24 protein-coding genes are annotated in these 24,783 nt (G+C 61.5%); 13 read left to right on the top strand and 11 right to left on the bottom strand.

What is annotated here, in order from left to right; translation table 11 throughout:
* Nucleotides 1-103: 103 nt before the first annotated feature.
* A complete protein-coding gene (gene betA, locus PIB16_RS15495) occupies nucleotides 104-1,753 on the top strand; it encodes a choline dehydrogenase (protein WP_065654278.1) in 1,650 nt (549 codons plus the stop codon).
* Between the two features lie 3 nt (nucleotides 1,754-1,756).
* Here betA and PIB16_RS15490 read toward each other — a convergent pair whose 3' ends face one another.
* The gene (locus PIB16_RS15490; RefSeq protein WP_125144693.1) at nucleotides 1,757-2,056 is read right to left on the bottom strand and encodes a type II toxin-antitoxin system RelE/ParE family toxin; all 300 of its coding nucleotides are present in this window, start codon (nucleotides 2,054-2,056) and stop codon (nucleotides 1,757-1,759) included.
* A complete protein-coding gene (locus tag PIB16_RS15485; RefSeq protein WP_065654276.1) occupies nucleotides 2,053-2,325 on the bottom strand; it encodes a YlcI/YnfO family protein in 273 nt (90 codons plus the stop codon). Before PIB16_RS15485 ends, PIB16_RS15490 begins: the two co-directional genes overlap by 4 nt.
* Before the next feature lie 151 nt (nucleotides 2,326-2,476).
* On the opposite strand from PIB16_RS15485, the gene PIB16_RS15480 reads away from it, so the two are divergent.
* The gene (locus PIB16_RS15480; RefSeq protein ID WP_271045828.1) at nucleotides 2,477-3,820 is read left to right on the top strand and encodes a chloride channel protein; all 1,344 of its coding nucleotides are present in this window, start codon (nucleotides 2,477-2,479) and stop codon (nucleotides 3,818-3,820) included.
* 4 nt (nucleotides 3,821-3,824) lie between these two features.
* On the opposite strand, the gene PIB16_RS15475 is transcribed toward PIB16_RS15480, so the two are convergent.
* Nucleotides 3,825-4,577: a DUF3750 domain-containing protein gene (locus PIB16_RS15475; protein WP_271045827.1), complete on the bottom strand. Its 753-nt coding sequence runs from the start codon at nucleotides 4,575-4,577 to the stop codon at nucleotides 3,825-3,827.
* 73 nt (nucleotides 4,578-4,650) lie between these two features.
* Between PIB16_RS15475 and PIB16_RS15470 the strand changes: the two genes are divergently transcribed.
* Nucleotides 4,651-5,649, top strand: coding sequence for an asparaginase (locus tag PIB16_RS15470; RefSeq protein ID WP_271045826.1), 999 nt, complete (start codon nucleotides 4,651-4,653; stop codon nucleotides 5,647-5,649).
* A 134-nt stretch (nucleotides 5,650-5,783) separates the two neighbouring features.
* A complete protein-coding gene (locus PIB16_RS15465; RefSeq protein ID WP_078051121.1) occupies nucleotides 5,784-6,404 on the top strand; it encodes a glutathione S-transferase family protein in 621 nt (206 codons plus the stop codon).
* 150 nt (nucleotides 6,405-6,554) lie between these two features.
* Here PIB16_RS15465 and PIB16_RS15460 read toward each other — a convergent pair whose 3' ends face one another.
* Nucleotides 6,555-7,214, bottom strand: coding sequence for a glutathione S-transferase family protein (locus PIB16_RS15460; RefSeq protein WP_078051120.1), 660 nt, complete (start codon nucleotides 7,212-7,214; stop codon nucleotides 6,555-6,557).
* A gap of 82 nt (nucleotides 7,215-7,296) precedes the next feature.
* Nucleotides 7,297-7,812, bottom strand: a complete 516-nt coding sequence (locus tag PIB16_RS15455; protein ID WP_271045825.1) for a MarR family winged helix-turn-helix transcriptional regulator — start codon at nucleotides 7,810-7,812, stop codon at nucleotides 7,297-7,299.
* A gap of 141 nt (nucleotides 7,813-7,953) precedes the next feature.
* On the opposite strand from PIB16_RS15455, the gene PIB16_RS15450 reads away from it, so the two are divergent.
* The 4 genes from PIB16_RS15450 (at nucleotide 7,954) to PIB16_RS15435 (ending at nucleotide 13,523) form a co-directional block, all read left to right on the top strand.
* Nucleotides 7,954-9,483 (top strand): MDR family MFS transporter, encoded by a 1,530-nt coding sequence (locus PIB16_RS15450; protein ID WP_271045824.1) that lies wholly within the window; start codon nucleotides 7,954-7,956, stop codon nucleotides 9,481-9,483.
* Between the two features lie 258 nt (nucleotides 9,484-9,741).
* Entirely contained in the window at nucleotides 9,742-10,758 is a 1,017-nt protein-coding gene (locus PIB16_RS15445; RefSeq protein ID WP_185740704.1) for a ligase-associated DNA damage response exonuclease, read from the top strand.
* 1 nt (nucleotide 10,759) lies between these two features.
* Nucleotides 10,760-12,385 (top strand): cisplatin damage response ATP-dependent DNA ligase, encoded by a 1,626-nt coding sequence (locus PIB16_RS15440; protein ID WP_271045823.1) that lies wholly within the window; start codon nucleotides 10,760-10,762, stop codon nucleotides 12,383-12,385.
* A gap of 172 nt (nucleotides 12,386-12,557) precedes the next feature.
* Nucleotides 12,558-13,523, top strand: coding sequence for an alpha/beta hydrolase family protein (locus PIB16_RS15435; RefSeq protein WP_271045822.1), 966 nt, complete (start codon nucleotides 12,558-12,560; stop codon nucleotides 13,521-13,523).
* 85 nt (nucleotides 13,524-13,608) lie between these two features.
* On the opposite strand, the gene PIB16_RS15430 is transcribed toward PIB16_RS15435, so the two are convergent.
* Together PIB16_RS15430 and PIB16_RS15425 are read right to left on the bottom strand one after the other, a co-directional pair.
* Entirely contained in the window at nucleotides 13,609-14,391 is a 783-nt protein-coding gene (locus tag PIB16_RS15430) for a glycosyltransferase family 32 protein (protein ID WP_161987640.1), read from the bottom strand.
* 153 nt (nucleotides 14,392-14,544) lie between these two features.
* The gene (locus PIB16_RS15425) at nucleotides 14,545-17,286 is read right to left on the bottom strand and encodes a heavy metal translocating P-type ATPase (RefSeq protein WP_271045821.1); all 2,742 of its coding nucleotides are present in this window, start codon (nucleotides 17,284-17,286) and stop codon (nucleotides 14,545-14,547) included.
* A gap of 167 nt (nucleotides 17,287-17,453) precedes the next feature.
* On the opposite strand from PIB16_RS15425, the gene PIB16_RS15420 reads away from it, so the two are divergent.
* Both PIB16_RS15420 and PIB16_RS15415 read left to right on the top strand, forming a co-directional pair.
* Nucleotides 17,454-18,362 (top strand): L,D-transpeptidase, encoded by a 909-nt coding sequence (locus PIB16_RS15420; protein WP_271045820.1) that lies wholly within the window; start codon nucleotides 17,454-17,456, stop codon nucleotides 18,360-18,362.
* A gap of 155 nt (nucleotides 18,363-18,517) precedes the next feature.
* Complete coding sequence (locus PIB16_RS15415) at nucleotides 18,518-19,243, top strand: L,D-transpeptidase (RefSeq protein ID WP_065654265.1); 726 nt, start codon at nucleotides 18,518-18,520, stop codon at nucleotides 19,241-19,243.
* Between the two features lie 236 nt (nucleotides 19,244-19,479).
* Here PIB16_RS15415 and PIB16_RS15410 read toward each other — a convergent pair whose 3' ends face one another.
* Nucleotides 19,480-19,938: a MarR family winged helix-turn-helix transcriptional regulator gene (locus PIB16_RS15410; protein ID WP_078051112.1), complete on the bottom strand. Its 459-nt coding sequence runs from the start codon at nucleotides 19,936-19,938 to the stop codon at nucleotides 19,480-19,482.
* A gap of 192 nt (nucleotides 19,939-20,130) precedes the next feature.
* Between PIB16_RS15410 and PIB16_RS15405 the strand changes: the two genes are divergently transcribed.
* From PIB16_RS15405 to PIB16_RS15395, 3 genes are all read left to right on the top strand, one after another.
* The gene (locus PIB16_RS15405) at nucleotides 20,131-20,553 is read left to right on the top strand and encodes an organic hydroperoxide resistance protein (RefSeq protein WP_003509379.1); all 423 of its coding nucleotides are present in this window, start codon (nucleotides 20,131-20,133) and stop codon (nucleotides 20,551-20,553) included.
* 108 nt (nucleotides 20,554-20,661) lie between these two features.
* On the top strand, nucleotides 20,662-21,045 hold the full coding sequence (locus PIB16_RS15400; protein ID WP_020813119.1) for an MbcA/ParS/Xre antitoxin family protein: 384 nt from the start codon (nucleotides 20,662-20,664) through the stop codon (nucleotides 21,043-21,045).
* Nucleotides 21,005-21,766 carry an RES family NAD+ phosphorylase gene (locus tag PIB16_RS15395; protein WP_271045819.1) on the top strand — a complete coding sequence of 254 codons (762 nt, stop codon included), beginning with the start codon at nucleotides 21,005-21,007 and terminating at the stop codon, nucleotides 21,764-21,766. Before PIB16_RS15400 ends, PIB16_RS15395 begins: the two co-directional genes overlap by 41 nt.
* Before the next feature lie 23 nt (nucleotides 21,767-21,789).
* Here PIB16_RS15395 and PIB16_RS15390 read toward each other — a convergent pair whose 3' ends face one another.
* The 3 genes from PIB16_RS15390 to PIB16_RS15380 form a co-directional block, all read right to left on the bottom strand.
* Nucleotides 21,790-23,301: an ABC-F family ATP-binding cassette domain-containing protein gene (locus tag PIB16_RS15390; protein WP_271045818.1), complete on the bottom strand. Its 1,512-nt coding sequence runs from the start codon at nucleotides 23,299-23,301 to the stop codon at nucleotides 21,790-21,792.
* A gap of 385 nt (nucleotides 23,302-23,686) precedes the next feature.
* Nucleotides 23,687-24,109 carry a YciI family protein gene (locus PIB16_RS15385; RefSeq protein WP_003522234.1) on the bottom strand — a complete coding sequence of 141 codons (423 nt, stop codon included), beginning with the start codon at nucleotides 24,107-24,109 and terminating at the stop codon, nucleotides 23,687-23,689.
* Nucleotides 24,110-24,211: 102 nt separating this feature from the next.
* Nucleotides 24,212-24,658 carry a MarR family winged helix-turn-helix transcriptional regulator gene (locus PIB16_RS15380; RefSeq protein WP_142778861.1) on the bottom strand — a complete coding sequence of 149 codons (447 nt, stop codon included), beginning with the start codon at nucleotides 24,656-24,658 and terminating at the stop codon, nucleotides 24,212-24,214.
* Nucleotides 24,659-24,783 lie beyond the last annotated feature (125 nt).

Raw genomic sequence — 24,783 nt, 5'->3', positions numbered from 1 at the left:
GGACATCTCCCCCCTTGAGGGGGAGATGTCCGGCAGGGCAGAGGGGGGTGAAACCCAGCCGCATACGGTCATCGGAACCAACGCTCATCGGAGAGAGCAGATCATGCAAGCAGACTACGTCATCGTCGGTTCGGGTTCCGCAGGCTCCGCCATCGCCTATCGCCTGTCGGAAGACGGCCGCTATTCGGTGATCGTCATCGAGGCCGGCGGTTCGGATTTCGGCCCCTTCATCCAGATGCCGGCCGCACTCGCATGGCCGATGAGCATGAAGCGCTATAATTGGGGCTATCTCTCCGAGCCCGAGCCGAACCTCGACAATCGCCGCATCACGGCCCCGCGCGGCAAGGTTATCGGCGGTTCGTCCTCCATCAACGGCCTCGTTTACGTGCGCGGCCATGCCGAGGATTTCAACCGCTGGGAAGAGCTTGGCGCGCATGGCTGGGCCTATGCGGATGTGCTGCCTTACTTCAAGCGCATGGAACACAGCCATGGCGGCGAAGAAGGCTGGCGCGGCACGGACGGGCCGCTGCATGTGCAGCGCGGCCCGGTCAACAATCCGCTGTTCCACGCCTTCATTCAGGCGGGCGCTGAGGCCGGTTTCGAACTGACCGACGACTATAACGGCTCCAAGCAGGAGGGGTTCGGCCTGATGGAGCAGACCATCCACAATGGCCGTCGCTGGTCCGCCGCGAATGCCTATCTCAAACCGGCGCTGAAGCGCGGCAATGTCACGCTGGTCAACGGTTTCGCCCGCAAGATCGTCATCGAGAACGGCCGCGCGGTTGGTGTCGAGATCGAGCGCAAGGGCGTGGTGGAAACCATTACGGCCAATCGCGAGGTCATCGTCTCGGCATCCTCCTTCAATTCGCCGAAACTGCTGATGCTCTCAGGCATCGGCCCCGCCGCGCACCTGAAAGACATGGGCATCGAGGTGAAGGCGGATCGCCCGGGCGTGGGCGAGAACCTTCAGGACCATATGGAGTTTTATTTCCAGCAGGTCTCCACCAAGCCGGTCTCGCTTTATTCCTGGCTGCCATGGTTCTGGCAGGGCGTGGCGGGTGCGCAATGGCTGCTGTCGAAAGGCGGGCTTGGCGCTTCCAACCAGTTCGAGGCCTGTGCTTTCCTGCGCTCAGCAGCCGGTCTGAAGCAGCCTGACATCCAGTATCATTTCCTGCCCGTTGCCATTTCCTATGATGGCAAAGCGGCGGCGAAAAGCCATGGTTTTCAGGTGCATGTAGGTTACAACCTGTCGAAATCGCGCGGGAATGTTACCTTGCGTTCCGCAGACCCACATGACGACCCGGTCATCCGCTTCAACTATATGAGCCACCCGGAAGACTGGGAAAAATTCCGCCATTGCGTGCGCCTGACGCGCGATATCTTCAGCCAGAAAGCCTTTGACGATTTTCGCGGACCGGAAATCCAGCCCGGCGAAAATGTGGAGACGGATGAGGAGATCGACGCCTTTTTGCGCGAGCATCTGGAAAGCGCCTATCACCCCTGCGGCACCTGCCGCATGGGCGACAGGGACGACCCGATGGCCGTCGTCGATCCCGAATGCCGGGTGATTGGCGTTGAGGGCTTGAGAGTGGCGGACAGCTCGATCTTCCCGCATGTGACCTATGGCAACCTCAACGGCCCGTCGATCATGACCGGCGAAAAGGCGGCGGATCATATTCTCGGCAAGACCCCGCTGCCGCGCTCCAATCAGGAACCGTGGGTAAACCCGCGCGCGGCCGTGAGCGACCGGTAAGGATCAATGGTAATCGTCCTCGCGCTGGTGGCGGACGGCGGCAATGGTGACGGTTTTCGGGCCATCAATGCGGAACAGCACGATATAGCCTGATGAACCGAACGGTATGAGGAGTTCGCGTATCAGGCTGTTTTCCGGGGATGCCTTGCGGCAGCTGAAAGGAAAATCGCCGAGAATCTCCAGTCCTGCTCTTATGGCGCGGATCGCTTTCTCAGCCACGTCGATGTCGTAGGCGATCAGAAAATCATAGATGCGATCAAAATCAGCCAAGGCTTCTTCGGTATAGCGAAGCTCATACGTCATTTCCGCTTCGCGGCTTTCGCAGCATCAAGTTTCTTTTGCATCATCGAAAGAACATCGTCGGTGCTATAATAAACGCCGGTGCGCTCCGCTTCTTCGAGTGACGCCAGCCCGCGCGCAATGAATTCCGCCTGGGATTTACGGATTTCCACCTGCCTGCGCACGGACTCTTCAACGAAGGAAGAAAGCGTCTCGCCTTCCTTCAGCACGCTTTCAGCAGCCTCGCGAAAATCCGCCGTCACCCGCAGCGAAGGGATCGTTGCCGTTTTCATGTCTACGTCTCCGTGCGTTGCAATTGCGATGCAAAGAATGCGCCGATAGGGGCGACCTGTCAAATGCAAAACCTTGCAATCGAGCCCAGGGAGGCAGATAAACGGGCATCCCGCCCGAGAAACAATACCAAAATCACCGATCTGGACCGCCATGCCCGTCGACTACAAAAAGCTGAAGATGCTCCGCCGTTCCCGTGTTGTGTGGGGTTCGTGGCGGGTGTGGAGGCCGAGGGCGGTTTTCTGGATTGGCGCGATTGCCGTTGGCCTTATCAGCGTCGGGTTTGCGTGGGCGGCGGATCGGGCCCAGCACCTTTTCTTTGCGGCGACATCATCGGGCGAATGGGCGTTTCTGCTGCCGCTCATCATCACGCCGCTCGGCTTCACGCTCTGCGCCTGGCTCGCGATCACGGTTTTCCCCAATGCCGGCGGCAGCGGCATCCCGCAGGCCATCGCCGCGCGGCACCTGCGGGAAGATGCGGACCGTTCGCGACTTCTGTCGCTGAAGCTCGCTTTCGGCAAGGTGGTGTTGACCGTTGCTGGCCTGCTCTCCGGTGCCTCCATCGGCCGTGAGGGCCCGACCGTTCAGGTTGGCGCCTCGATCATGCTGCAGGCCGCCCGCTGGGGCGGCATGGCGCAGGCGAAGGGTCTCATTCTCGCTGGCTCGGCGGCGGGCATCGCGGCGGCCTTCAACACGCCGCTGGCGGGCATCGTCTTTGCCATCGAGGAGATGAGCAAGACCTATGAATCCCGCGCCAATGGCCTCGTTCTCACTGCCGTCATCCTGTCGGGCCTCGCTTCGCTGGCGCTGGTCGGCAGCTATACCTATTTCGGCACCAGTTCGGTGATGGCGAAAACGACGACGGACTGGCTGCTGGTGCTTGTCTGCGGCATTGGCGGCGGCGCGTTCGGCGCGCTGTTCAGCGCAGGCGCCTTGCGTCTTTCCGCCCGCGTCCGCCGTTTTGCCCAGACCATGCCGCTGAAGCGAATGCTGGCGGTCGCCGCCGCCTGCGGCCTTGCCTCCGCCATCATCGGCATTGCGACTGGCGGCGCGACCTTCGGCACCGGTTACGAACAGGCACGCGCGGCAATCGAGGGCGAGGCCGCGCCCGCATTCTTCTTCATCGAAAAACTGGCGGCGACGTTCCTTGCCATGATGTCGGGTATTCCGGGCGGCATCTTCGCACCGTCTTTGTCGGTGGGCGCGGGTTTCGGCAGCACCATGGCAGCCTTGCTCGGAACCAGCATCGGCCTTGGCGCCATCGTCGGCATGGCGGGTTATTTTGCGGGCGTGGTGCAGGCGCCGATGACGGCCTTTGTCATCATCCTTGAAATGACCGGCAATCATGAAGGCGTCATGCCCATCATGGCCGCATCGATGCTCGGATATCTGACGTCGCGGCTTTTCTCCCGCGAGCCGCTTTATCATGGCCTGTCGCGGGTCTTCATCGCCCAGAGCATCCGCGCCCGGCGCGCCGCTCAGCCCAGCGAAACGTAGCCGCTTACGCGCGGATGCCCGCCACGCCGAAGTAACCGAGCCCCGGTATCTTCACGCCGGGCCGGCTGAAATCGATGCCGGCGACAAGACCGAGGAAATTGATCTCGAAGCCGCTGCGCGCACCGGCCGAAATGCCGAACAGGCCGCCGAGCGAAACGCTCGCATCCTTCCAGTCGTCGGCGATGTGGTAGAATGCGCCGTCCGGCAGATAGTCGCGGCCGACCGCGTCCGGCGGCAGCACGACGCCGAGCTCGGGCACGCTGCGCAGCACATGCGCGACGAAGGTGTTGGAGTTGGGGCCGGGATAGATGCGATATCCACCCGGCTTGCCATAGGGATAGTCAGCAATCGCCTTTTCGATCTTAGGGATCAGCTTTTCCGCTTCCGCACCGTGAATGGCCACCACCTGGCGCGGCATGTTGGAATACCAGTAGGCATCCGCCGCATAACCATTGTGGCGGATCGGCGTGCCCCAGCCCACCTTGTCATAACGGTCATAGCTCGCGGCACCCGGCTTTTTCAGCACGACCCAGGCGTGGCTGGCGACGGAGCCCTTGAAGCCGCCGGTCATGGCGGAAAAGATGTAAACGGCGGCTTCTCCATCGCTCGACGCCGCCGGTAGCATGCCGGAGGACGACCATCTTGCGGCGTTCCAGCCGCGCGGATGGTCTTTCATGGCCCACAGCCCGGCCGATGCCAGCGCGGGAAGCAGATAGATAACGGCAATCGCCAGCAGCAGACGTTTTGCAAATTTCACGAACAGCCCCGTGCATCGAAAAATCAATTGCGGTATCAACCACATGAAATCAGAATTTTTTGAGGCTGCGAAAATGAACAATTCCGTTACCGTCGAAGTCACCCGCGGCAACCTCGTGGAAAGCCGCCATCATGGCCTTACCGTGGTGGTGGATGGCGATGGCGGCGTGCTGTTTTCGGCGGGCGATATCGAGCGCGGCATCTTTCCGCGTTCCGCCTGCAAGGCCATGCAGGCGCTGCCGCTGGTGGAAAGCGGCGCTGCGGATGCCTACGGCTTCGGCAACCGCGAACTGGCGCTTGCCTGCTCCTCCCATTCCGGCGAGGACGCGCATGTGGAGCTCGCCGCTTCGATGCTGGCGAAGGCGGGCAGGGATGCCGATACGCTGGAATGCGGTGCGCACTGGTCTTCCGACCAGAAAACCATCATCCATCAGGCCCGCACGCTGGAAAAGCCGACCGCGCTTCACAATAATTGCTCCGGCAAACATTCCGGTTTCATCTGCGCCTGCTGCCACACCGGCACTGACCCCAAGGGCTATGTCGGTTACGATCACCCGCTGCAGCAGGAAATCCGCGCCACGATGGCAAGCCTGACGGGTACTGCTCTCGGTCAGGACAATTGCGGCGTGGATGGCTGCTCCATCCCCACCTATGCCGTTCCGCTCAAAGGGCTGGCGCATGGTTTCGCAAAGATGGCGACGGGCAGGGGGCTGGAACCGGGCCGTGCGAAAGCCTCGCGCCGTCTCGTCGAGGCCTGCATGGCGGAGCCCTTTTACGTGGCGGGTACCGGCCGCGCCTGCACGAAACTGATGCAGATCGCGCCGGGAAAAATCTTCGCAAAGACCGGCGCGGAGGGCGTCTTCGTCGCCGCCCTGCCGGAAAAGGGCATTGCCATGGCGGTGAAATGCGAAGACGGCACGACGCGGGCGGCGGAAGCCATGGTCTCGGCACTGCTGGCCCGCTATTTCGATGAAGGCAGCGCCGAGCAACAGGCTTTGAGCGGCATGGCGAACCGGCAGATGCGCAACTGGAACGGCATCCATGTCGGCGATATCCGCGTCGTCGGGCTTTAAATAACCTTTGACGCGGCCGGTTGCGGGCACGATGATGGCGTGCCCTGCGTGTGACGGCCATCCCATGGCCGCCGAGGGGCGGCGTCTGCATGAGGAAGAAGCGGGCGCTTCATTGCTTTGGAGGTCGCATATCCATGTTCACACTGTTTTTCTCCCCCGGTTCCTGCTCCCGCGCCAGCCATATCGTGCTTGAGGAATCCGGCCTGCCTTACAAGGCCCACCGCGTCAATTTCGCGGAGGGCGAGCAACGCTCCGAGGCATTTTTAAAGATCAATCCGAAGGGTCGCGTGCCCGCATTGGCCACGGCAAGCGGCGTGCTGACGGAGACGCCCGCCATCCTCGCCTTCATCGCCCAGATGGCGCCGGAAAAGAAGCTCGCGCCGCTCGACGATCCATTCGAATTCGCGCTGATGCAGTCGTTCAACGCCTTCATTTCTTCCACCGTGCATGTCGCCCACGCGCATGGCCGGCGCGGCAGCCGCTGGGCGAATGAGGATAGTTCGCTGGCCGATATGAAAGCCAAGGTGCCGCAGACCATGGGCGAGTGCTTCGAACTGATCGAGCACGGCATGCTGCACGGCCCATGGGTTTTGGGCACGGCCTATTCGGTTGCCGATCCCTATCTTTTCGTCATGTCCGGCTGGCTGGAAAGCGATGGGGTGGATATTGCCCGCTTCCCGAAAGTGCACGACCACTTCCGCCGCATGAACGACCGCCCGGCGGTGCAGCGGGCGCTGGCGGGCGAGAGGGGCTGAGGGGCTCAGTATTTCCGTCATTCCGGCCCTGAGCCGGAATCCAGCCGACGCGCGTCTGCGCGGCGAGAAGAGTCCTTTCAGCCCAAGGACTTGGGCTGGCTGGATGCCGGATCAGGTCCGGCATGACGGAGGGAAAAGCGGCTTAACCGCTCAGGCCGCCTCGGCCGCACGCGTATCCCACATGGTCTTGAACGCTGTGCGGGCCTGGCAGCGATCCAGCCAGGCTTTCAGCGCCGGATGGGCATCGAACAGCGGCTTGTGACCCTGCGCGTAACGAACGATTTCCGCCGCGTTGAGATCGGCGACGGTGAAACGGTCGCCCACCAGATAATCATGGCTGGAAAGATGCTGCTCCAGCACCCGGAAGGGGCGTTTCAGCAGACGGGCGGCGACATCGATCACGGCCTTGCCGCTATCGCTTTCCGACAGGCCTTCGGCGATGGCGGAGGAAATCTTCAGCGAATTGGTCTCGATTTCGGTAGCGGCAAAGAAGGACCATTGCAGCATCGCCGCATCTTCCTTCAGGTCGATGGGGGCGAGCGGTCCGCCATATTTGCGGGCAAGGTAGAGATTGATGGCCATGGATTCGTAAAGCACCATGCCGTCATCCTCGATGCAGGGAATGGTGCCCATCGGGTTGACGGCGAGAAATGCGGGAGACAGCGTGTTGAGCGGCGCATCCGCAGCCAGCGGATCGGCAAGGCGGCGGGCCTGTATCACGGGCACATGCTTGAATTCTATGCCCAGTTCACCCGCAAGCCACAGCGTGCGCGTGGCACGGGAACGGTAGACACCGTAAATCGTCAACATCGAAATTACCCCTTGACCAGTTCGATGCGCGGCACGTTACGGTTTCGTCGTTTTAAAGTGAAGTTGCAGATCGCCGGGGCAGCTATGATTTTTTCTGATCCGTGAAGAAGTCCGTATCCGGCGACAGACGATATTCGAAACGGTCGATAAAGCGTTCGAACAGGCGGGCGAATGTTTCCACATCCTCCGCCGGCCATCCATCCATCACATCCTCGATGACGCTCATCTTGGTCCGGCGCATCTCCTGCAAAAGACTGGTGCCGAGCGGCGTGATCTCGACAATGCTGCGGCGGCCGTCTTTCTGGGAAACGCCGCGTTTCAGCAGGCCGCGCCCCACCATATCCGCCACCACCCGGCTGCCGCGGGAAGGGTCGATGCGCATGCCCTCGGCAATCGCACCCACGGTGACATCGCCTTCCGCCCGGCGCAGAATATCGAGAACGTCGATATGGGAAAGTTCGAGACCCGGAGCGAGCTTGGCAAGCGCCATGCGGCCGATGATGCGGCGGCCGATCATAATGCGCATGCGCGTCATCGTATTGCCGATCCGCTTGATGTCCTCGGGCAGATCCTCGTTCCAGTTTTCCTCAGTCGCCACGCTTCATCGTCCCTTTCGATGCTGTTTTCCGATCACATTTAGCGGCATTAGCACAGATGTCAAAAACTTGCCATTGACATATATATGCTGATAGCACACAAATTGTCGCAGCAAAACCGCCGGAAGCCAACGAGATTTTTCATGGATATGTCCACCGCCCCCGTGGCGCCGCTTGTGTCGGATCATCGGCGCAGGCTCATCGTCTTTCTGTTCCTGATGCTGGCCATGTTCATGGCGACCCTCGATAACCAGATCGTATCGACAGCATTGCCCACCATCGTCGGTGAGTTCGGCGCGCTGGAGCGTTTCGGCTGGATCGGCTCGGCCTATCTTCTGGCGACCAGCGCGGTCATGCCGGTTTATGGCAAGCTCGGCGATCTGTTCGGCCGCAAATATGTGATGATCGCGGCAGTCGTCATCTTCACGCTCGGCTCGCTCGCCTGCGGGCTGGCATGGTCGATGGACAGCCTGATTGCCGCCCGCGTGTTGCAGGGGCTTGGCGGCGGCGGCATCATGGTCTCGATCTTTTCCGTCAATGCGGATCTGTTCGAACCGCGCGAACGCGCCCGTTACCAGAGTTATTCCAGCCTCACCATCATGGCGTCAGGCAGTGTCGGCCCGATCCTCGGCGGCACGATGAGTGATCTCTTCGGCTGGCGGTCGATCTTCCTCATCAACCTGCCGCTTGGCATTATCGTGATTGCAGGGCTGGCGCTGATGCTGCCGTACCGTCGTCCGGCCCGCCAGCCGAAGATCGATTATCTCGGCGCGGTGCTCTTGGCGGCCACCATTGCCAGCGTGGTCTTCTGGGCCGACAGCAGCGAATTGTTCGGCTCGCTCATCGCAGCCCCCAGCCTCGGCATCATTGCTTTCGCCGTCATCGCCGCCTTTCTCTGGGTGCAGGTGGAACGCCGCGCGCCGGAACCGGTCGTGCCGCTGCGTCTCTTCAAGGACAGCACCTTTCCGCTGTTGATGATCGTGTCGCTGACCAGCGGCGGCATCGGTATCGGCATGGTCAATTATTATGCCCTGTTCCTGCAGACCACGACCGGGCTTTCACCCTCCCATGCCGGCCTGTTCTTCATCGCCGTCACCGGCGGCATCGTCATGGGCTCGCTTTCGGCGGGACGGCTGATTTCGATCACCGGCGTCTACAAGCCCTTCTCGGTGGCGGGTCTCTCCATCAACGTCATCGCCATGCTACTCTTCACGCAGATGCATGCAGGAACGCCGCTTTGGGTGATTGCGGTCCTCATGTTGGCACAAGGCTTTGCTGTCGGCCTCGGCCAGCAGGCGCCAATCATAGGCGTGCAGAATTCCGCGCCCAAGGCGGATATCGGTGCGGCGAGCGGCGCGGTGACGCTGACCCGCATGGGTGGCGCTGCCATTGCCATTTCGGTCTATGGCGCCATCGTGTCATCGAGCCTGAAGGGCGTGGCGGTCGACATTCCCGGCGTCGGCAAGATCGAGGAACTGACGCCTAAAATCCTCTCCGAACTTCCCGCCGCCTCGCAGGCCGCCGTCGCCTCGCTCTATTCGGATGCGTTTACGCCGCTCTTCTTCGCCGCAGCCGCAACCGCCGCCATCGGCCTTGCGGCGGCGCTGATGCTGAAACCGGTGCGACTGCCGGCGGCGGTGCAGGCAAAGCCGGCCGAAGGGGCGGGGGAGTAGGCAGGTAAGCAGTTGTGAACGCTGGTTTTGGCTGAAACCTCTCCTCCGTCATACCGGCCTTGCGCCGGTATCCAGTCAGCCCAAGTCCTTGGGCTGAGAGAGCTCTTCCCGCCGCGCAGACGCGCGGCTGCTAGATTCCGGCTCAAGGCCGGAATGACGGGAGATGCTTACAAAACAAAAACACCGCCGCTGGAAATTTAACGCCCGTTCCGCGTTATGCTCGCAGCACTTTACATTCGCGCGGGCGGCCCTATCTCAATGAATATGAAGCCGGAACAGCTCCTGAATTCCACGCCCAAGGGCCTTTATTGCCCGGCGGGCGATTTTTATATCGATCCCGTGCGCCCGGTGGCGCGGGCGCTCATCACCCATGGCCATTCCGATCACGCCCGCGCCGGCCATGGCGCGGTACTGGCCACGCGCCAGACGCTGGATATCATGCGTATCCGTTACGGTGAGGATTTCTGCGGCAGCGAGCAGGCGGTGGCATTCGGCGAGACGGTGGAGGTGAACGGCGTCACCGCCGGTTTCCATCCCGCCGGTCATGTGCTGGGTTCGGCGCAAATCTCGGTGGAAATGAACGGCCTGCGCATCGTCGCGTCCGGCGATTACAAGCGCGGCGTCGACCCCACCTGCGCACCCTTCGAGATCGTTCCCTGCGATGTCTTCATCACCGAGGCCACCTTCGGCCTGCCGGTGTTTCACCATCCGTTGCCGCGCGTGGAAATCGGCAAGCTGCTCACCTCCATCAAACAGTTTCCCGAGCGGACGCACCTTGTCGGCGCCTATTCGCTGGGCAAGGCGCAGCGCGTCATCCGGCTTTTGCGGGACAACGGTTATTCCGATCCCATTTATATTCACGGCGCGCTGGCGCGGCTTTGCGATTATTACGTCTCGCAGGGCATCGATCTCGGCGATCTGCGCCCGGCAACACTTGAAAAAAGCGATCCTTCCGCCTTCAAGGGCGCCATCGTCGTCGGTCCACCCTCGGCTTTTCAGGAACGCTGGGCGCGGCGCTTCAACGAACCGCTCATCGCTTTCGCCTCCGGCTGGATGATGGTGCGGCAACGCGCCAAACAGGGCGGTGTGGAGCTGCCGCTGGTGATATCAGACCATTGCGACTGGCCGGAACTGCTGGAGACGATCAAGGAAATCTCGCCGCAGGCCGTCTGGGTCACCCATGGCCGTGAGGAGGCGTTGGTGCGCTGGTGCGAGTTGCAGGGCATTGCCGCCAAGCCGCTGCATCTTGTCGGTTACGAGGATGAGGGGGATTGAGATGAAAGCCTTCGCCACGCTGCTCGACCGCCTCGTTCTCACCCCCTCGCGCAACGGCAAACTGAAGCTGCTGACCGATTATTTCCGCGATACGCCCGATCCCGACCGGGGTTACGGGCTGGCGGCGATTGCCGGCACGCTGGACTTGAAAAGTGTCAAACCCGCCCTGCTGCGCGAGCTGGTGCTGGAGCGGATGGACGAGGTGCTGTTTCGCTATTCCTATGATTATGTCGGCGATCTGGCCGAGACCATTTCGCTGGTCTGGGGCAATATCGGCGGCGCGGATGACGCCGAAGCGCAGGATCCACGCCTCGGCGACGTCGTGACATTGATGAATTCGCTCGGCCGCACGGAGGTGCGCAGCGCGGTGCGCGATCTTCTCGACCGGCTCGATACATCCTCGCGTTTCGCTTTCCTCAAACTCGCCACCGGCAGCCTGCGCATCGGCGTTTCGGCGCGGCTGGCACGGCAGGCGCTGGCCGATTTCGCCGGGAAAGACATCACCGAAATCGAGACCCTCTGGCACGGGCTGACGCCGCCCTATACGCCGCTTTTCGCCTGGCTTGAGGGGAAGTCCGGGCGGCCGGTACTGGCCACACCCGCCATCTTCCATTCGGTGATGCTGGCGACGCCGGTGGCGGATGGCGACCTCGATGCGCTGGACCCGGCCGATTACGCCGCCGAATGGAAATGGGACGGCATTCGCGTGCAATTGTCCCGCTCCGGCGCCACGCGAAAACTCTATTCCCGCTCCGGCGACGATATTTCCGGCGCCTTTCCCGATGTTCTGGAGGCAATCGATTTCGAAGGCGTAATGGATGGTGAGTTGCTGATTGGCGGCACAGCGCGCTCCAACAATCTCACCCGCACCTTTTCCGACCTGCAGCAGCGGCTGAACCGCAAGTCGGTGACAGCGAAGATGCTGGATGAATATCCCGCCTTCATCCGCGCCTATGACCTGCTGTTCGATGGAGAGAGCGATATTCGCGCCGAAAGCTACATGGAGCGCCGCGGCCGCCTGTCGGATATTATCGAGCACGCGCCGCATGATCGTTTCGACCTCTCGCCGCTGATCGGCTTTTCCAGCTGGCAGGAACTCGACACGCTGCGCGCCGCCCCGCCCGATCCGGTGATCGAGGGCGTGATGATCAAGCGCCGCGACAGCGCCTATCAGGCCGGCCGCGCCAAGGGGCCATGGTTCAAGTGGAAACGCGATCCCTATAATATCGACGCCGTGATGATGTATGCGCAGCGCGGCCACGGCAAGCGCTCTAGCTATTATTCCGATTTCACCTTCGGCGTCTGGGCGGAAGGCGAGGATGGCGAACAGCTCGTGCCCGTCGGAAAGGCCTATTTCGGCTTCACCGATGCGGAGCTGGAGGTGCTGGACAAATTCGTGCGCGACAATACGGTCGAGCGTTTCGGCCCGGTGCGGGCGGTGCGCGCCACGCCGGATTTCGGTTTCGTGCTGGAGGTGGCCTTCGAGGGCATCAACCGCTCCACCCGCCACAAATCCGGCGTCGCCATGCGGTTTCCGCGCATTGCGCGGCTGCGCGCCGACAAGCTGCCGGCGGAGGCGGACAGGCTCTCGACACTGGTGGCGATGATCGATGGCGTCGAGGGGTAGGGTGCCTTGGCCGCCTCCTCATCCTCCGCGGCAGGCACGGAAACGGGGAAGATTCTGTCCAGAAATTGCCATGATGGCTGCGAATACATTGTTGTCATTCGCGAATCCGTGATTGGACAGCCTCCCGCCGCAGTGTTGAACTGCTGTTACAACCATCCCTTCAGGTGACCATATGGCAGACAAACGCTTTCTTTCTTCAGCCTTCGGACAGGAAGAGAGCGGCACCATCTTGCCGGGCCTGACCCGGCGAAGCCTTCTGGTCTGCGCCATGGGGCTGTCAGCGGCTGCATTTTTGCCGCTGCGCGCGAAAGCGGGCGTTGCCGCGCCAGAGGTGTTGCCGCTGGAGCGGCAGGATTATGCGGAGGCACGCAAACGGTTCCACACCCATCTCTTGCGAAAAATGGCTGCGCCGGAAAAATCCTCGGCGCTCGGCACGCCGCCCGGGGCGGAACGGGTCACCTATCCCGGCGGGCCGGATGGCTCCATCGAACTTGTCGCTTGGCTCTCCCATTACCAGCCGTCAAAAACGTTGAAGCCCGCCGTACTTTTTCTTCATGGCGGCAACGCCACCGGAGACGGCCATTGGGCGCTGATGAAGCCCTATTGGGAAGCGGGCTATGTCGTGCTTCTGCCGTCCTTCCGTGGTGAAAACGGCCAGAGCGGCAATTATTCCGGTTTCTATGACGAAACGGCGGATGCGCTGGCGGCGGCCACCTATCTGGAAAACCTTCCCGGTATCGACAGAAACCGCTTCTTCATCGCCGGCCATTCCAATGGCGGCACGCTGACGCTTCTGGCCGCCATGAGCCGCAGGTTCCGCGCCGCAGCACCCATCTCCGCCGGCGTCAATTCCTGGCGTTATTTCAACCGCTATAGCGACGAGATCTGTTTCGACGAGACCGACGAGCGCGAATTCATCATGCGCTCCTCCGTCTGTTTCGGCCCCAGCCTCAAATGTCCGGCGCTGCTTCTACGTGGTACGGAGGAACGGCCTTTCGATGCCGATCACCAGCTTTTCGTGGATCGCGCCCTGACATCCGGCTTCAAAGTCGACAAGAAGCTGTTGCCCGGCACCCATAACGGCGTGGTGCCGCATGCGGTCGAGGAAAGCATCCGCCTTTTCAACGCCTTCGTCTGAAATGCGAACTGTGCCGCTGTCTAGGAACGTCTGAGGTTCAGGAGCACGTCCGGTAAAACCGCTTCGCACGTTTGCCGGAGACGCCCTAGTTCTTGACGATGGACGTCTTGGCCTGCTCCGCCCACCATGCGCCGTCTTTTTTGTCGGCATATTGGGCGCGCTTGTTGGTGAACTGCCCCTGGGTGCACATTTCGCGGTAATTGCGGACCGGCAGGCCGAGCTCCTTGACGACGGCATGCACCACCGTCGGGCCGGTCATGTCATAGACGCTGGCGAGCGTTCCATCTTCGATATTCTGGGAAATACGGTCGGCCATCAGCCTGAGCGCCGGGTGGCCGGGCCTGGAGGCCATGAAGTAATTCGTGATCTCGCCGCTTTTCATGGCGATGAAAACGGCCTCTTCCTGCGAGCCGATCACATCCTCGGGGCGGGCCGCAAAATTGGAATCGATATCGAGATAGATGCCGCCTTCCTGCAGAAGCACCAGAATACGCCAGAAATCCGCCTTGGCGGCGCCCACCTGCAGGCGACGGAAGGCGTCGGCGTAACGTCCGGGAAAATGCCGGTCGATATAGGTCTGGCACGCTTCGTCATCATGGTAGCGATATTCGAATTCCGGCGTCAGCCAACGGTTGAACAGGAAATTCGCATAGATCGGCGTCGTTACCCGGTTGGAGTAATTCGTCTGCCAGATGATGCGGGGAATGGCCTTTTCCGATTTCGGGCTGCGTCTGGCTGGCTGATATTGCGGAAGCGTTTTTCTTCTGCCGGGCCGGATGAACAAATCGATGGAAAAGATGACCTTGGCGATGTTTCCACCGATCTTGATCGCGCGGTACGCGATGCGGTTATAGCCATGCTTTGCCAAGTTCAGCGCTCCTGCGCGTGGAATCGATTGTCACGCACGTGGAAACGGCGGTACGCGGTATTTATTGGACGCAATTAGTTTGTCAATATGCCGTAAATGAGACGGCCGGGCCTCGATTGACGAGACCCGGCCGTCTTGCATGCGAATGGAATGTCAGCCCTTGTTGCGGTTGAAATAGCCGAGCAGCCGCATGGCGTTGGCGGTCACCAGAACCGTCGCGCCGGTATCGGCGAAAACGGCGAGCCACAGGCCCGAAACGCCGGTGACGGTGGTGACAAGGAAGACCGCCTTCAGGCCGAGCGCGATGGTCACGTTCTGGCGGATATTGCTCATGGTGGCGCGCGACAGGCCGATCAGGCGGGCGGCGTCGCCGACATTGTTGCGCATCAGCGCCGCATCCGCCGCTTCCATCGCCACGTCAGTGCCCGAACCGATGGCGACGCCGACGCTAGCCGCTGCAAGGGCCGGCGCATCGTTGATGCCATCGCCCACCATCACCACGGTCTTCTTTTCGGCAAGCTTGCGGATTTCCTCGACCTTGTTCTGCGGCAAGAGTTCACCGCGCGCCTCAAGGCCCAGCTTGTTGCCGATGGCGCGCGCCGTGCGGGCATTGTCGCCCGACAGCATCAGCGAGGAAATGCCCATTTCCTTCAGCGCTTTCACGCCTTCGGCCGCATCCTTGCGCGGCTCATCGCGCATGGCGAAGAGGCCGCTTGCCGCGCCGCCGGTCATCACGACCGCCACCGTCTTGCCTTCGCTTTCCAGCGCGGAAATACGGTCGGCAAGATCCTTCGAGAGGGTGCCGACCTCCGTCGCAAAACGCGGTGCGCCGATGAACAGCTCCTTCCCACCGACATTGCCCTGCATGCCGCGACCGGAAATCGCCTTGATGTTGGAGCCGGGCAGGGGCTTCACGCCCAGCTTTTCGGCATGATTGACGATGGCGCGGGCGAGCGGATGGCTCGATTCGTGCTCGATGGTTGCGGCCTGCGCAATCAGCTCTGCGTCGTTGCCGTCAAGCGCCACCACGTCGGTCACGACAGGTTCGCCGAGCGTCAGCGTGCCGGTCTTGTCGAAGGCGACGGTTTCGGTGCGCGCCAGCATTTCGATGACCGCGCCGCCCTTCACCAGCATGCCGTGGCGTGCCGCGGCCGAAAGGCTGGAGGCGATGGCCGCGGGAACCGAAATGACCAGCGCGCAGGGGCAACCGATCAGCAGCAGGGCGAGACCGCGATAAATCCACGTATCCCAGTCGCCGAGGCCGACAAGCGGCGGCACGATGATGGTGAGCACCGAGATCGCCACGATCAGCGGCATGTAATAACGCGAGAAGCTCTGGATGAAACGCTCGGTCGGCGCACGCGCATCCTGCGCTTCCTCGACGAGCGTGATGATGCGGGCAATGGTGTTGTCTTCCGGCGCCCGGTCGACGCGGATGCGCAGCGAGCCGTCGTGGTTGATCGAGCCGGCGAAGACGCGCGCGCCTTTTTCCTTGGCGACGGGAATGCTCTCGCCGGTCATCGGCGATTCATCGACGCTCGACTGGCCTTCCATGACAACGCCATCGGCGGCGATGCGGTCGCCGGGACGCGCCACGACCACCTGGCCGATGCGCACCTGATCGGCCGCGACCTGTCGCAGCGCGCCGTTTTCCTCCACCAGAGCCGTTTTCGGCAGGAGCGAACCGAGCGCCTTGATGCCCGAGCGGGCGCGGGCGGCGGCAAAGCCTTCCAGCAATTCGCCGACGGAGAAGAGCAACACGACGATGGCCGCCTCTTCCGCCTCGCCGATGATGATCGCGCCGATGGCGGCAATCGTCATCAGCATTTCGATGGTGAAGATCGCGCCGAAACGGGCGGCGTTGAAGGCGTTCTTCGCGATCGGGAACAGCGTGACCAGCGTGGCGATGATGAAGGCGTAACCGCCCCATGCCGGGAAGCTCAGTTCCGCCGCATAGGCGATGGCGACCAGAACGGTGCCGGTGAAGGTGTTGCGCGCCTTTGCAGTGCGCCACCACGCGCCTTTTTCATCCGCGCCATGGGCGTGCCCCACTTCCGCGCTCTGCACTGCAGCCGCCGGAGCGGAGCCATGCGAATGGCCCGCATGGTCGTGGCCGGAATGATCGTGACCAGAATGGTCATGCTTGGAGTGGTCATGATCATGCCCGCCGCAGGACGCGTGATCGTGCGCGGAATGGTCATGCCCCGAATGGTCATGATCTGAATGATCATGGTCGTGGTGATGGCCGCTGCATGACCCGTGATCATGGTCGTGATTGTGATCTGCGGCCTTTTCTCGCGCGGTCTTTTCCTGCGGCAGCAGGGCCGGCTTGAAACCGAGTTTGCGCAGCGTGTCCTCGATTTTTTCGACCGGGGTTTTGCTCTCGGCAAGCGAAAGGTTCAGCCTTTCGCGCGCAACGGAAACCTTCACGTCGGCAACGCCGGGCAGGCGGGAAAGCGCGGTCTCGATCTTGGCGGCGCAGCTGCCGCAATCCATGCCGCCGACCGAAAAGGTCAGCGCATTGCTGCTGTCGGCGCTCGCTCCGGTATCGGCATGGTGGCCGCCGCAGGACGAATGATCGTGGTCCTCATGGCCGTGGCCGTGATGATCCGCTTCGACTTTTGCGCGGGAGACTTTCTCCTGTGGCAGCAAAGCGGGTTTGAAACCGAGCTTGCGCAGCGTGTCTTCGATTTTTTCGACCGAGGTTTTGCTTTCGGCCAGCGAAAGGTTCAGCCTTTCGCGTGCAACGGAAACCTTGACGTCGGCAACGCCCGGCAGGCGGGAAAGCGCGGTTTCGATTTTCGCCGCGCAGCTGCCGCAATCCATGCCGCCAACGGAGAAGGTCAGTTGCTCGCCGTCTTTGCCCTTGATGTTTATGCCTGTCGAAATATTCATGGTTTCCGCTCCTGAATTCCAGTCGACAGCCAATCTGGCACCTCTAGCAACTAGAGCTTCAAGAGCAAAAATGCGGTTTTTCGATTTTTTTTGAAAAACTGACGCCAGCCTCGCGCCAGCCGCGCGGTCCATCATGCCGGCAGATTGGATTCCATGAAGCGGTTCAGATGATAGCACTCCTTTTGAAAAACGGTCGCTGGGCGGCCTCTCTGGCGGGGCTTGCCCTGCTGCCTCTCATGAGCGGCTGCCTTTTCGTGACGGATACGACCCGGATGGACCCGGATGTCTTCGTCCGGGAAACGACGCCGGTATTCAATTTCAACTCCGTCAGCTCCAATCGCCAGCCGGAACTGCCGCCGCAGCCGGGCCAGCTTTCGACGCGCCCGCCGGATCTGTTCAGAACCCGCTTCCATCAGGAATACGGTCCGCCGGTGCGCGGGCAGGGGCTGCAAGCCCCGCAGGTGCAGGGTTATAACGCGCAGCAGCCGCAGGGTCAGGCGATGGCCTATGGCCTGCCTGTCTCCAATCCGCTGCACCGGGTCATGTATGGCCCGATCCGCGATGAGGACCGCTCGCTGCCGGCCATTCCCTATGGCCGCATCGATCCGCGTTATCTGAGGCAGGAAGTGAGCTACCAGACGGCGGAAGCCCCCGGCACGATTATCGTCGATACCAGACAGCATTTTCTCTATCTCGTGCAGTCCGGCGGCAAGGCGATCCGTTACGGCGTTGGACTGGGGCGCGACGGTTATGCTTGGTCGGGCCGTGGCAAGATCCAGTGGAAGGCGAAATGGCCGCGCTGGACGCCGCCCGATGAAATGGTCAAGCGCCAGCCGGAGCTCGCCTCCATCTCCGCCGCCAATGGCGGCATGACGCCCGGTCTCAACAACCCGCTCGGCGCGCGTGCGCTTTATATCTTCAAGGATGGCAAGGACACGCTTTACCGCGTGCATGGCACGCCGGACTGGCAATCCGTCGGCAAGGCGACGTCCTCCGGCTGCGTGCGCATGCTCAATCAGGATGTGATCGATCTCTACGAGCGTGTGCCGCAAGGGGCGCAGATTGTGGTTATCTGAACACGTTCTAAAAGAAAGAGATATTGGACCCATTCCGCCAGCGCCTTGTGACTGGCTTTTAGCGGTCGGTTAACTATTTTCGCAATACGCATGAAACGGAACAAATGACGTACAACGGCGATATAGCCGTTCGAAATGTGGGACAAACCGGCCTTATGACAAGCACCGACACAGATCTTTCCAGACGCACCTTCCTTTCCCTTCTCGGCATCTCCTCCGCTTCGCTTCTCGCAGGCTGCGCCTCGTCGGGCACGGGAGACGCCATTCGCCAGCAGGCGAGCGCCATCGGCAGCGATTTCCGGCAGATGTTCTCGCCGGGCGTCAGCGATGCGGAACTGGCCGTCATGTACGGCTCGGTTGAGGATGGCGGTTACGTCATTCCCGCCGTCCCCTATCAGAAAATCGACCGCCGTTATTACCGCCAGCGGGTTGTCGACCCGACCGGCGAACGTCCCGGCACCGTGGTTGTGGATACGCGCTCGCGCTTCCTTTATGTGGTGGAGCAGGGCGGCAGCGCCATGCGTTATGGCGTCGGCATCGGCCGCGAAGGTTTCGCCTGGTCGGGCGAGGGCGTCATCCAGTGGCGTCAGAAGTGGCCGAAATGGACCCCGCCGGACGAAATGGTCGCCCGCCAGCCGGAACTGGTCAAATATTCCTCCAAGAACGGTGGCATGCCGCCGGGCCTGAAAAACCCGCTCGGCGCCCGCGCGCTTTATATCTTCCAGAACGGCAAGGATACGCTCTACCGTCTGCACGGCTCCCCGGAATGGAACTCCATCGGCAAGGCCGTCTCCTCCGGCTGCGTGCGCCTGATGAACCAGGATGTCATCGATCTTTACGACCGCGTGCCGCAGAAGGCGCGTGTGGTGGTCTGGCAGTAAGCCGGACTTCCCTTGCATAAGAAGGCGGCCTCTGGGGCCGCCTGGTATTGCTCCCGGTGGCGAAACGATGGGCGAAAATGTCTCATCCGCACACCGTCACCCCGGACCTGATCCGGGGTCCAGCGCGATCAAGTCCTTGATCGCAAAAGACTCTTTCATGGCGCAGACGCGCCGTGGCTGGATGCCGGATCCAGTCCGGCATGACGTGGAAATGTTGCGCCCTGTTTTTTTCGAGATCACTGACGGCTGAGATTGTCCTTCAGCGCATTCACCCGGTCGCGAATCTGCACCAGCTCTTCCAGCCCGCAGCCGGTGGCGCTGCCGATTGCCGCCATGATCTTCACGCCCTCTTTTTTGAGGTTCGCGCCCTTCGGCGTCAGAGCCACCAGCACCTGCCGCTCATCCACCGTGCCGCGCTTGCGGGTAATCAGCCCCGCATGTTCGAGCCTTTTCAGCAGCGGCGACAGCGTGCCCGAATCGAGGCCCAGCATTTCGCCGAGCGCCTTGACGGTGGATGTCTCCTTTTCCCATAGCGCCATCATGACGAGATATTGCGGATAGGTCAGCCCGATCGGGTCGAGCAGCGGCTTATAGGCGCGCGTGAAGGCGTGTGCCGCGCCATAAAGGGCAAAACATATCTGCTGGTCCAGCCTCAACAGGCTTTCCATCTTCTTCTCGTCGCCCTCTGCGTCCATTTTCCTGCTCCAAAATCAACCGGGAAGGGAACAATCAGCCCCCGCTTTCGGTTCCTGCCGCATGGATGCGCGGCGAAATTTCGTGAAAATTATCGCAAAAAACAAAATCTCATTCAATGTGCAAAACTATATTGCGCACAATTTAATTGTGCATTATAAGATGCCCAACACCAACCCGAAGGAGTAAATGCCATGCCCATTCTCTACACGACCAAAGCATCCGCCACCGGTGGCCGCGCCGGCAACGCCAAGTCGGAAGACGGCGTTCTCGACGTGACGCTGACCGTTCCGAAGGAACTGGGCGGCGATGGCGCCCGTGGCACCAATCCGGAACAGCTTTTCGCAGCCGGTTATTCCGCGTGCTTCCTGGGCGCGCTGAAATTCGTTGCCGGCAAGGAAAAGGTAAAGATTCCTGAAGACACCACTGTGACGGCAACCGTCGGCATTGGCCCGCGCGAAGATGGCGGCGGCTTCGGCATCGAAGTGTCGCTGAAGGCCAATATTCCGGGCGTTGAGCGCGAAGTCGCCGAAAAGCTGGTTGCCGCCGCTCACATCGTCTGCCCGTACAGCCACGCCATGCGCACCTCCACGGAAGTGCCGGTCTCGGTGGCCTGATCCAATTCGCGTGAGCAAGTTATCTGAACAACTGGGCCGGGTTCATCCCGGCCTTCTTGTTTTCAGAAAGAAAAATGCTATATTCTTTCCAAGGAAAGGATATGCGTCATGAATATTCACGCCAAGAGCGCCATGGATCCCGCCTCGCAGGGCAGGGTCGTCACCAAGGCCGTTATCGCCGCCGCCGAGCGGTTGGGCCTGAATGCCGCGCGCACGGCCGATATTCTCGGCGTTTCCGCCCCCACCGTGTCGCGCATGAAACGGCTCGATTTCCTGCTGGAGCCGGGCGCCAAATCCTTCGAGTTGGCGGTACTGCTGATCCGGGTTTTCCGCTCGCTGGATGCGATTGCCGGCGGCGATGAGGCCGTGGCGAAAAACTGGCTGCGCAATCACAATGTTGCGCTGAACGCCGTGCCTGCCGACAAACTGACCACCATTACCGGATTGATCGATGTCCTCTCCTATCTGGACGCCCGACGCGCTCCTGTCTGAAAAACGCGCCGTATCGGGAAAATACTGGCGGCTGGTGGAAGCGCAGCATCAGGTCTCCACCATGAAACTGGTGGATACGGTGGAGGAGCAATCGCTGCTGGAAGATATTCTGGAGACGAGCAAGCGGCCCTTTCCGCCGGAATGCGCCGGTTTCGATTATCTTCTCGCCACGCCCTTCCGGTATGGAGCCGCCTATCCGCATGGTTCGCGCTTCCGCCGCGCGGGCTATACCGAAGGCGTTTATTACGCCGCCCAGAAGGTGGAGACGGCGCTCGCCGAAATGGCCCTTTACCGGCTGCTGTTTTATGCCGAATCGCCGGGCACGCCGCTGCCCGCCAATCCCGCCGACTATTCCGCCTTCGCCGCCCGTATCGCTACCGATGCGGCGCTCAACCTGACGAAACCGGAACTGAGCCGGGATGCTCGCCTGTGGACCGATCTGCAGAATTACGAGCCATGCCAGGCGCTGGCCGATCAGGCGCGTCTGGCGAAGATCGAGGCTATCCTCTATCGCTCGGTACGCGACCCCGCCGGCGGCCTCAACATCGCTGTTCTGTCGCCGAAGGCTTTTGCCGCGAAGACGCCGGTGGAGCGGATGAGCTGGCGTATCCACCTGTCGAAAACGGGGGTGCAGGCGCTCTGCGAATTTCCGATGCGCAGAACGGGTTTTGCGGTTTTGGATTTCGCCGGCGATCCACGCCTCGCCAGCCTTTTGGGCTGACGGGCGTTTGCTTTTCAAGACCATCAGGCCGAGGCGAAAAACCCTTCCGGATCATCGACTTCCACCAGCCTGCGCTTTTCGATCAGCCAGAAGCGGGTTCCGACCGTCCGCACGAAACTCCTGTCGTGCGAGACAAGCACGCAGCTGGCTTGGCGGCTGATGATTTCCGTCTCCAGCGCTTCCTGCCCCTCAATATCCAGATGGTTGGTGGGCTCGTCCAGCAGGTAGAAATTCGGCTCCGCCAGCCGCAGCGCCAGCATGGCGAGCCGCGCCTTCTGCCCGCCGGAAAGCGCGGCGATGCGGCGCTTCTGCATTTCCATGTCGATTCCGGCGCCCGCGAGCAGGCCATGGATGCGCTGGTCGCCAATATCGAAGCGGCGGGAGAGCAGTGAAACGGGCGTGCTGTCGTCATCGATCTCGGCGAGCGACTGGTCGACATACCCGGCCACCAGCGAGGGCGTTGCCTTGATGCCGTCTATCTGGCCTGCGCCCGATACCGCCGCCTGCAGAAGCGACATCAGCCGTGTCTTGCCGACGCCGTTGCGGCCGAGAATGACGATGCGGTCCCCCTGACGGACAAATTGCCGGCCGGTGCGAAACAGCACCGTTCCGTCCGGTGTCGAGACCGGCGCGTCTTCCAGAGTAACCAGAACCCTGGCATGGGTGCCGCGATTGGCGAGCTGGATCTTGCCGGCGGATCGCTCGATATGGGCGGGCCGCGCCTTTTCCTCGATCTTTTCCGCACGCTCACGCAATTGCTTGGTCTTGACGGTCAGAAGATCGCTGCCGGAATTGATGCCGATATTGTTCAGCTTGGCGGCCTGACGGCGCAATTGCTGGGCGGTTTTCATGTCGCGCTGGAAACGCCGCTCATCGGCGGCATCCTCTTCTTCCAGCACCGCCCGTGCGTGGCCATAGGGCAACCGGAACAGCGCCGAATTTTCCGGCCGCAGGAACAGCGTGCTCCTGGTGACATTGTCGAGAAAGGCGCGGTCATGGCTGACGATGATGACAGCCGTATCGCGCGGCAATTCACCGAGCCAGTTTTCCAGCACGTTGATCTTTTCGAGGTCGAGATGGTTGGTCGGCTCGTCGAGCAGCAGCACATCCGACTCGGTGATCCATGCCCGCGCCAGCATGGCAAGCCTCTGCCAGCCGCCGCTCAATTCTTTCAGGCGGCGCTCCCGGAACGGCTCCGGCACCAGCATGGCGTCGAAAATAATGTCGGCGCGCCAGCTCTCGCTGTCGATCGTATCCGCCGGCAGGGCGGAAAGCACGGCGTCCCGCATCGTCCGTTCCATAAGCGGCAAGGGTAGATGCTGGTGGACGATGGACTGCGTCAGTCCGCGCAGCCGGGTGATATCGCCGCTGGTTGGCTCCATGTCACCGGAAAGGCAATGGAGAAGGGTGGATTTGCCGCAGCCATTGGCGGCGACAATGCCGATGCGGTCTCCCGCATTCACCGTGAGGCTGAGACTGGAAAAAAGCGGCTTGCCCAGAATGATTCCGAGGTTTCGAAGCGTGATGATGGTCATGAAGTCGTCTCTGGCAAGACGGACCCGTTGACGAACCGTGGTCTGCCGCAGGCAGTACGGGGTTTCGGTTCGGGGTGATCCGTCGTGAAAACATGCGCAACGGCAGACAAGCTGCATTCTGCGCGGCCTTTTGGGCAAACCAGAGTGTTGGTGTTCCGGTCAGCCCTGCAAACGTGTCCGCAGGGCAAAAAGGTGGCAGAGCTGACGATTGCGCCAGAAGCAGGAAATATCCATGCGAAGCCTCCTTTCTTGAAACGGGTTGAACCGCTTCACCATTAACAGCGGCGGTTGTTCGAGGCAACGGCTTTTGCAATGGCAGGCGGTGGGGGAGAATGCGGCAAGCCCGCACTCTCCCGTTTTAATCCGACGCTCGGCTGAGCGGCCTTTATTGCTTCGCGACACGCGCGCGCAGTTCTTCCACATGCGCGGCGATTTCCGGCGTTACGGCGTCGCCGAAGTCTTCCATTTCGAACATCGGGCGAATTTCGATTTCGCTGCGCTCCAGCATCGGGTTCGGGCAGCGTTTCACCCAGGCCACGGCCTCGTCCATGTCCTTCACAGTCCAGATCCAGAAGCCGGCGACCAGCTCGTTGGTGTGCGGGAAGGGGCCGTCGATCACCGTGCGGCTGTCACCGTCGAACACAACCCTCTTGCCCTTGGAGGAGGGATGCAGACCGTCGCCGGATTGCATGATGCCGGCATTGACCAGTTCCTCGTTGAATTTTCCCATCGCCTCGATCAGCTCGGTCGTGGGCATGACGCCATCTTCGCTGCTTTTGGTGGCTTTTACAAAAACGATTGCACGCATGATCATTCCTCCTTGATTGCGCTTTCTTCGTAGTTTCGCTCCCCGGCACGACGGCCGGATGACATTGTCGCCGACAAAAGTGGCGCCATGCCGTCAATCCTGTCAGCCGAGGTCGACAAGGTCACGGCGCAACCGGTCGGGGTCGCCGCTGCCGATGCGGGCTTCGATTTCGGCATGGGTCTGTTCCCAGATGGGGAAGGCGGCGGCGAGCACGGCCATGCCGTCCGCCGTCAGCCGCAGCCGCTTGCCGCGCTTGTCCTTCGGGTCCTGTTCGATGCTGACCAGCCCGCGCCGCTCCAGCGGCTTCAGCGCCGCCGTCAGCGTCGTGCGGTCCATGGCCAGAAGATTGGCGACCGGTCCCATCGGCGGCGGCTCCGGCCGGTTGAGCGACATCAGCAGCGAAAATTGTCCATTGGTGATCCCAACCGGCTTCAGCGCATTGTCGAACAACCGCGCCAATGCCCGTGCGGCGCGCTGCGCATGCAGGCACAGGCAGGCATCCCGCACGAAAAGAGTTGTCGAAAAAGGAATCACGCTGGCGTTTGACATGGGATAAATATGTTGATATCAACCTAATTAGTCAAGCGGAACTTGATGTCCCCGCAGACTGTTTATTGACTTTCAGCACAGAAATAGCCGGCGCCCACCGTCAAAGCGGGGCGGTGCCGTGGTGA

Source organism: Agrobacterium sp. ST15.13.015 (genome assembly GCF_027871645.1).
In the GTDB taxonomy this organism is placed as follows: Bacteria; Pseudomonadota; Alphaproteobacteria; order Rhizobiales; family Rhizobiaceae; genus Agrobacterium; species Agrobacterium leguminum.
This window is presented reverse-complemented; position numbering and strand designations above follow the sequence as displayed.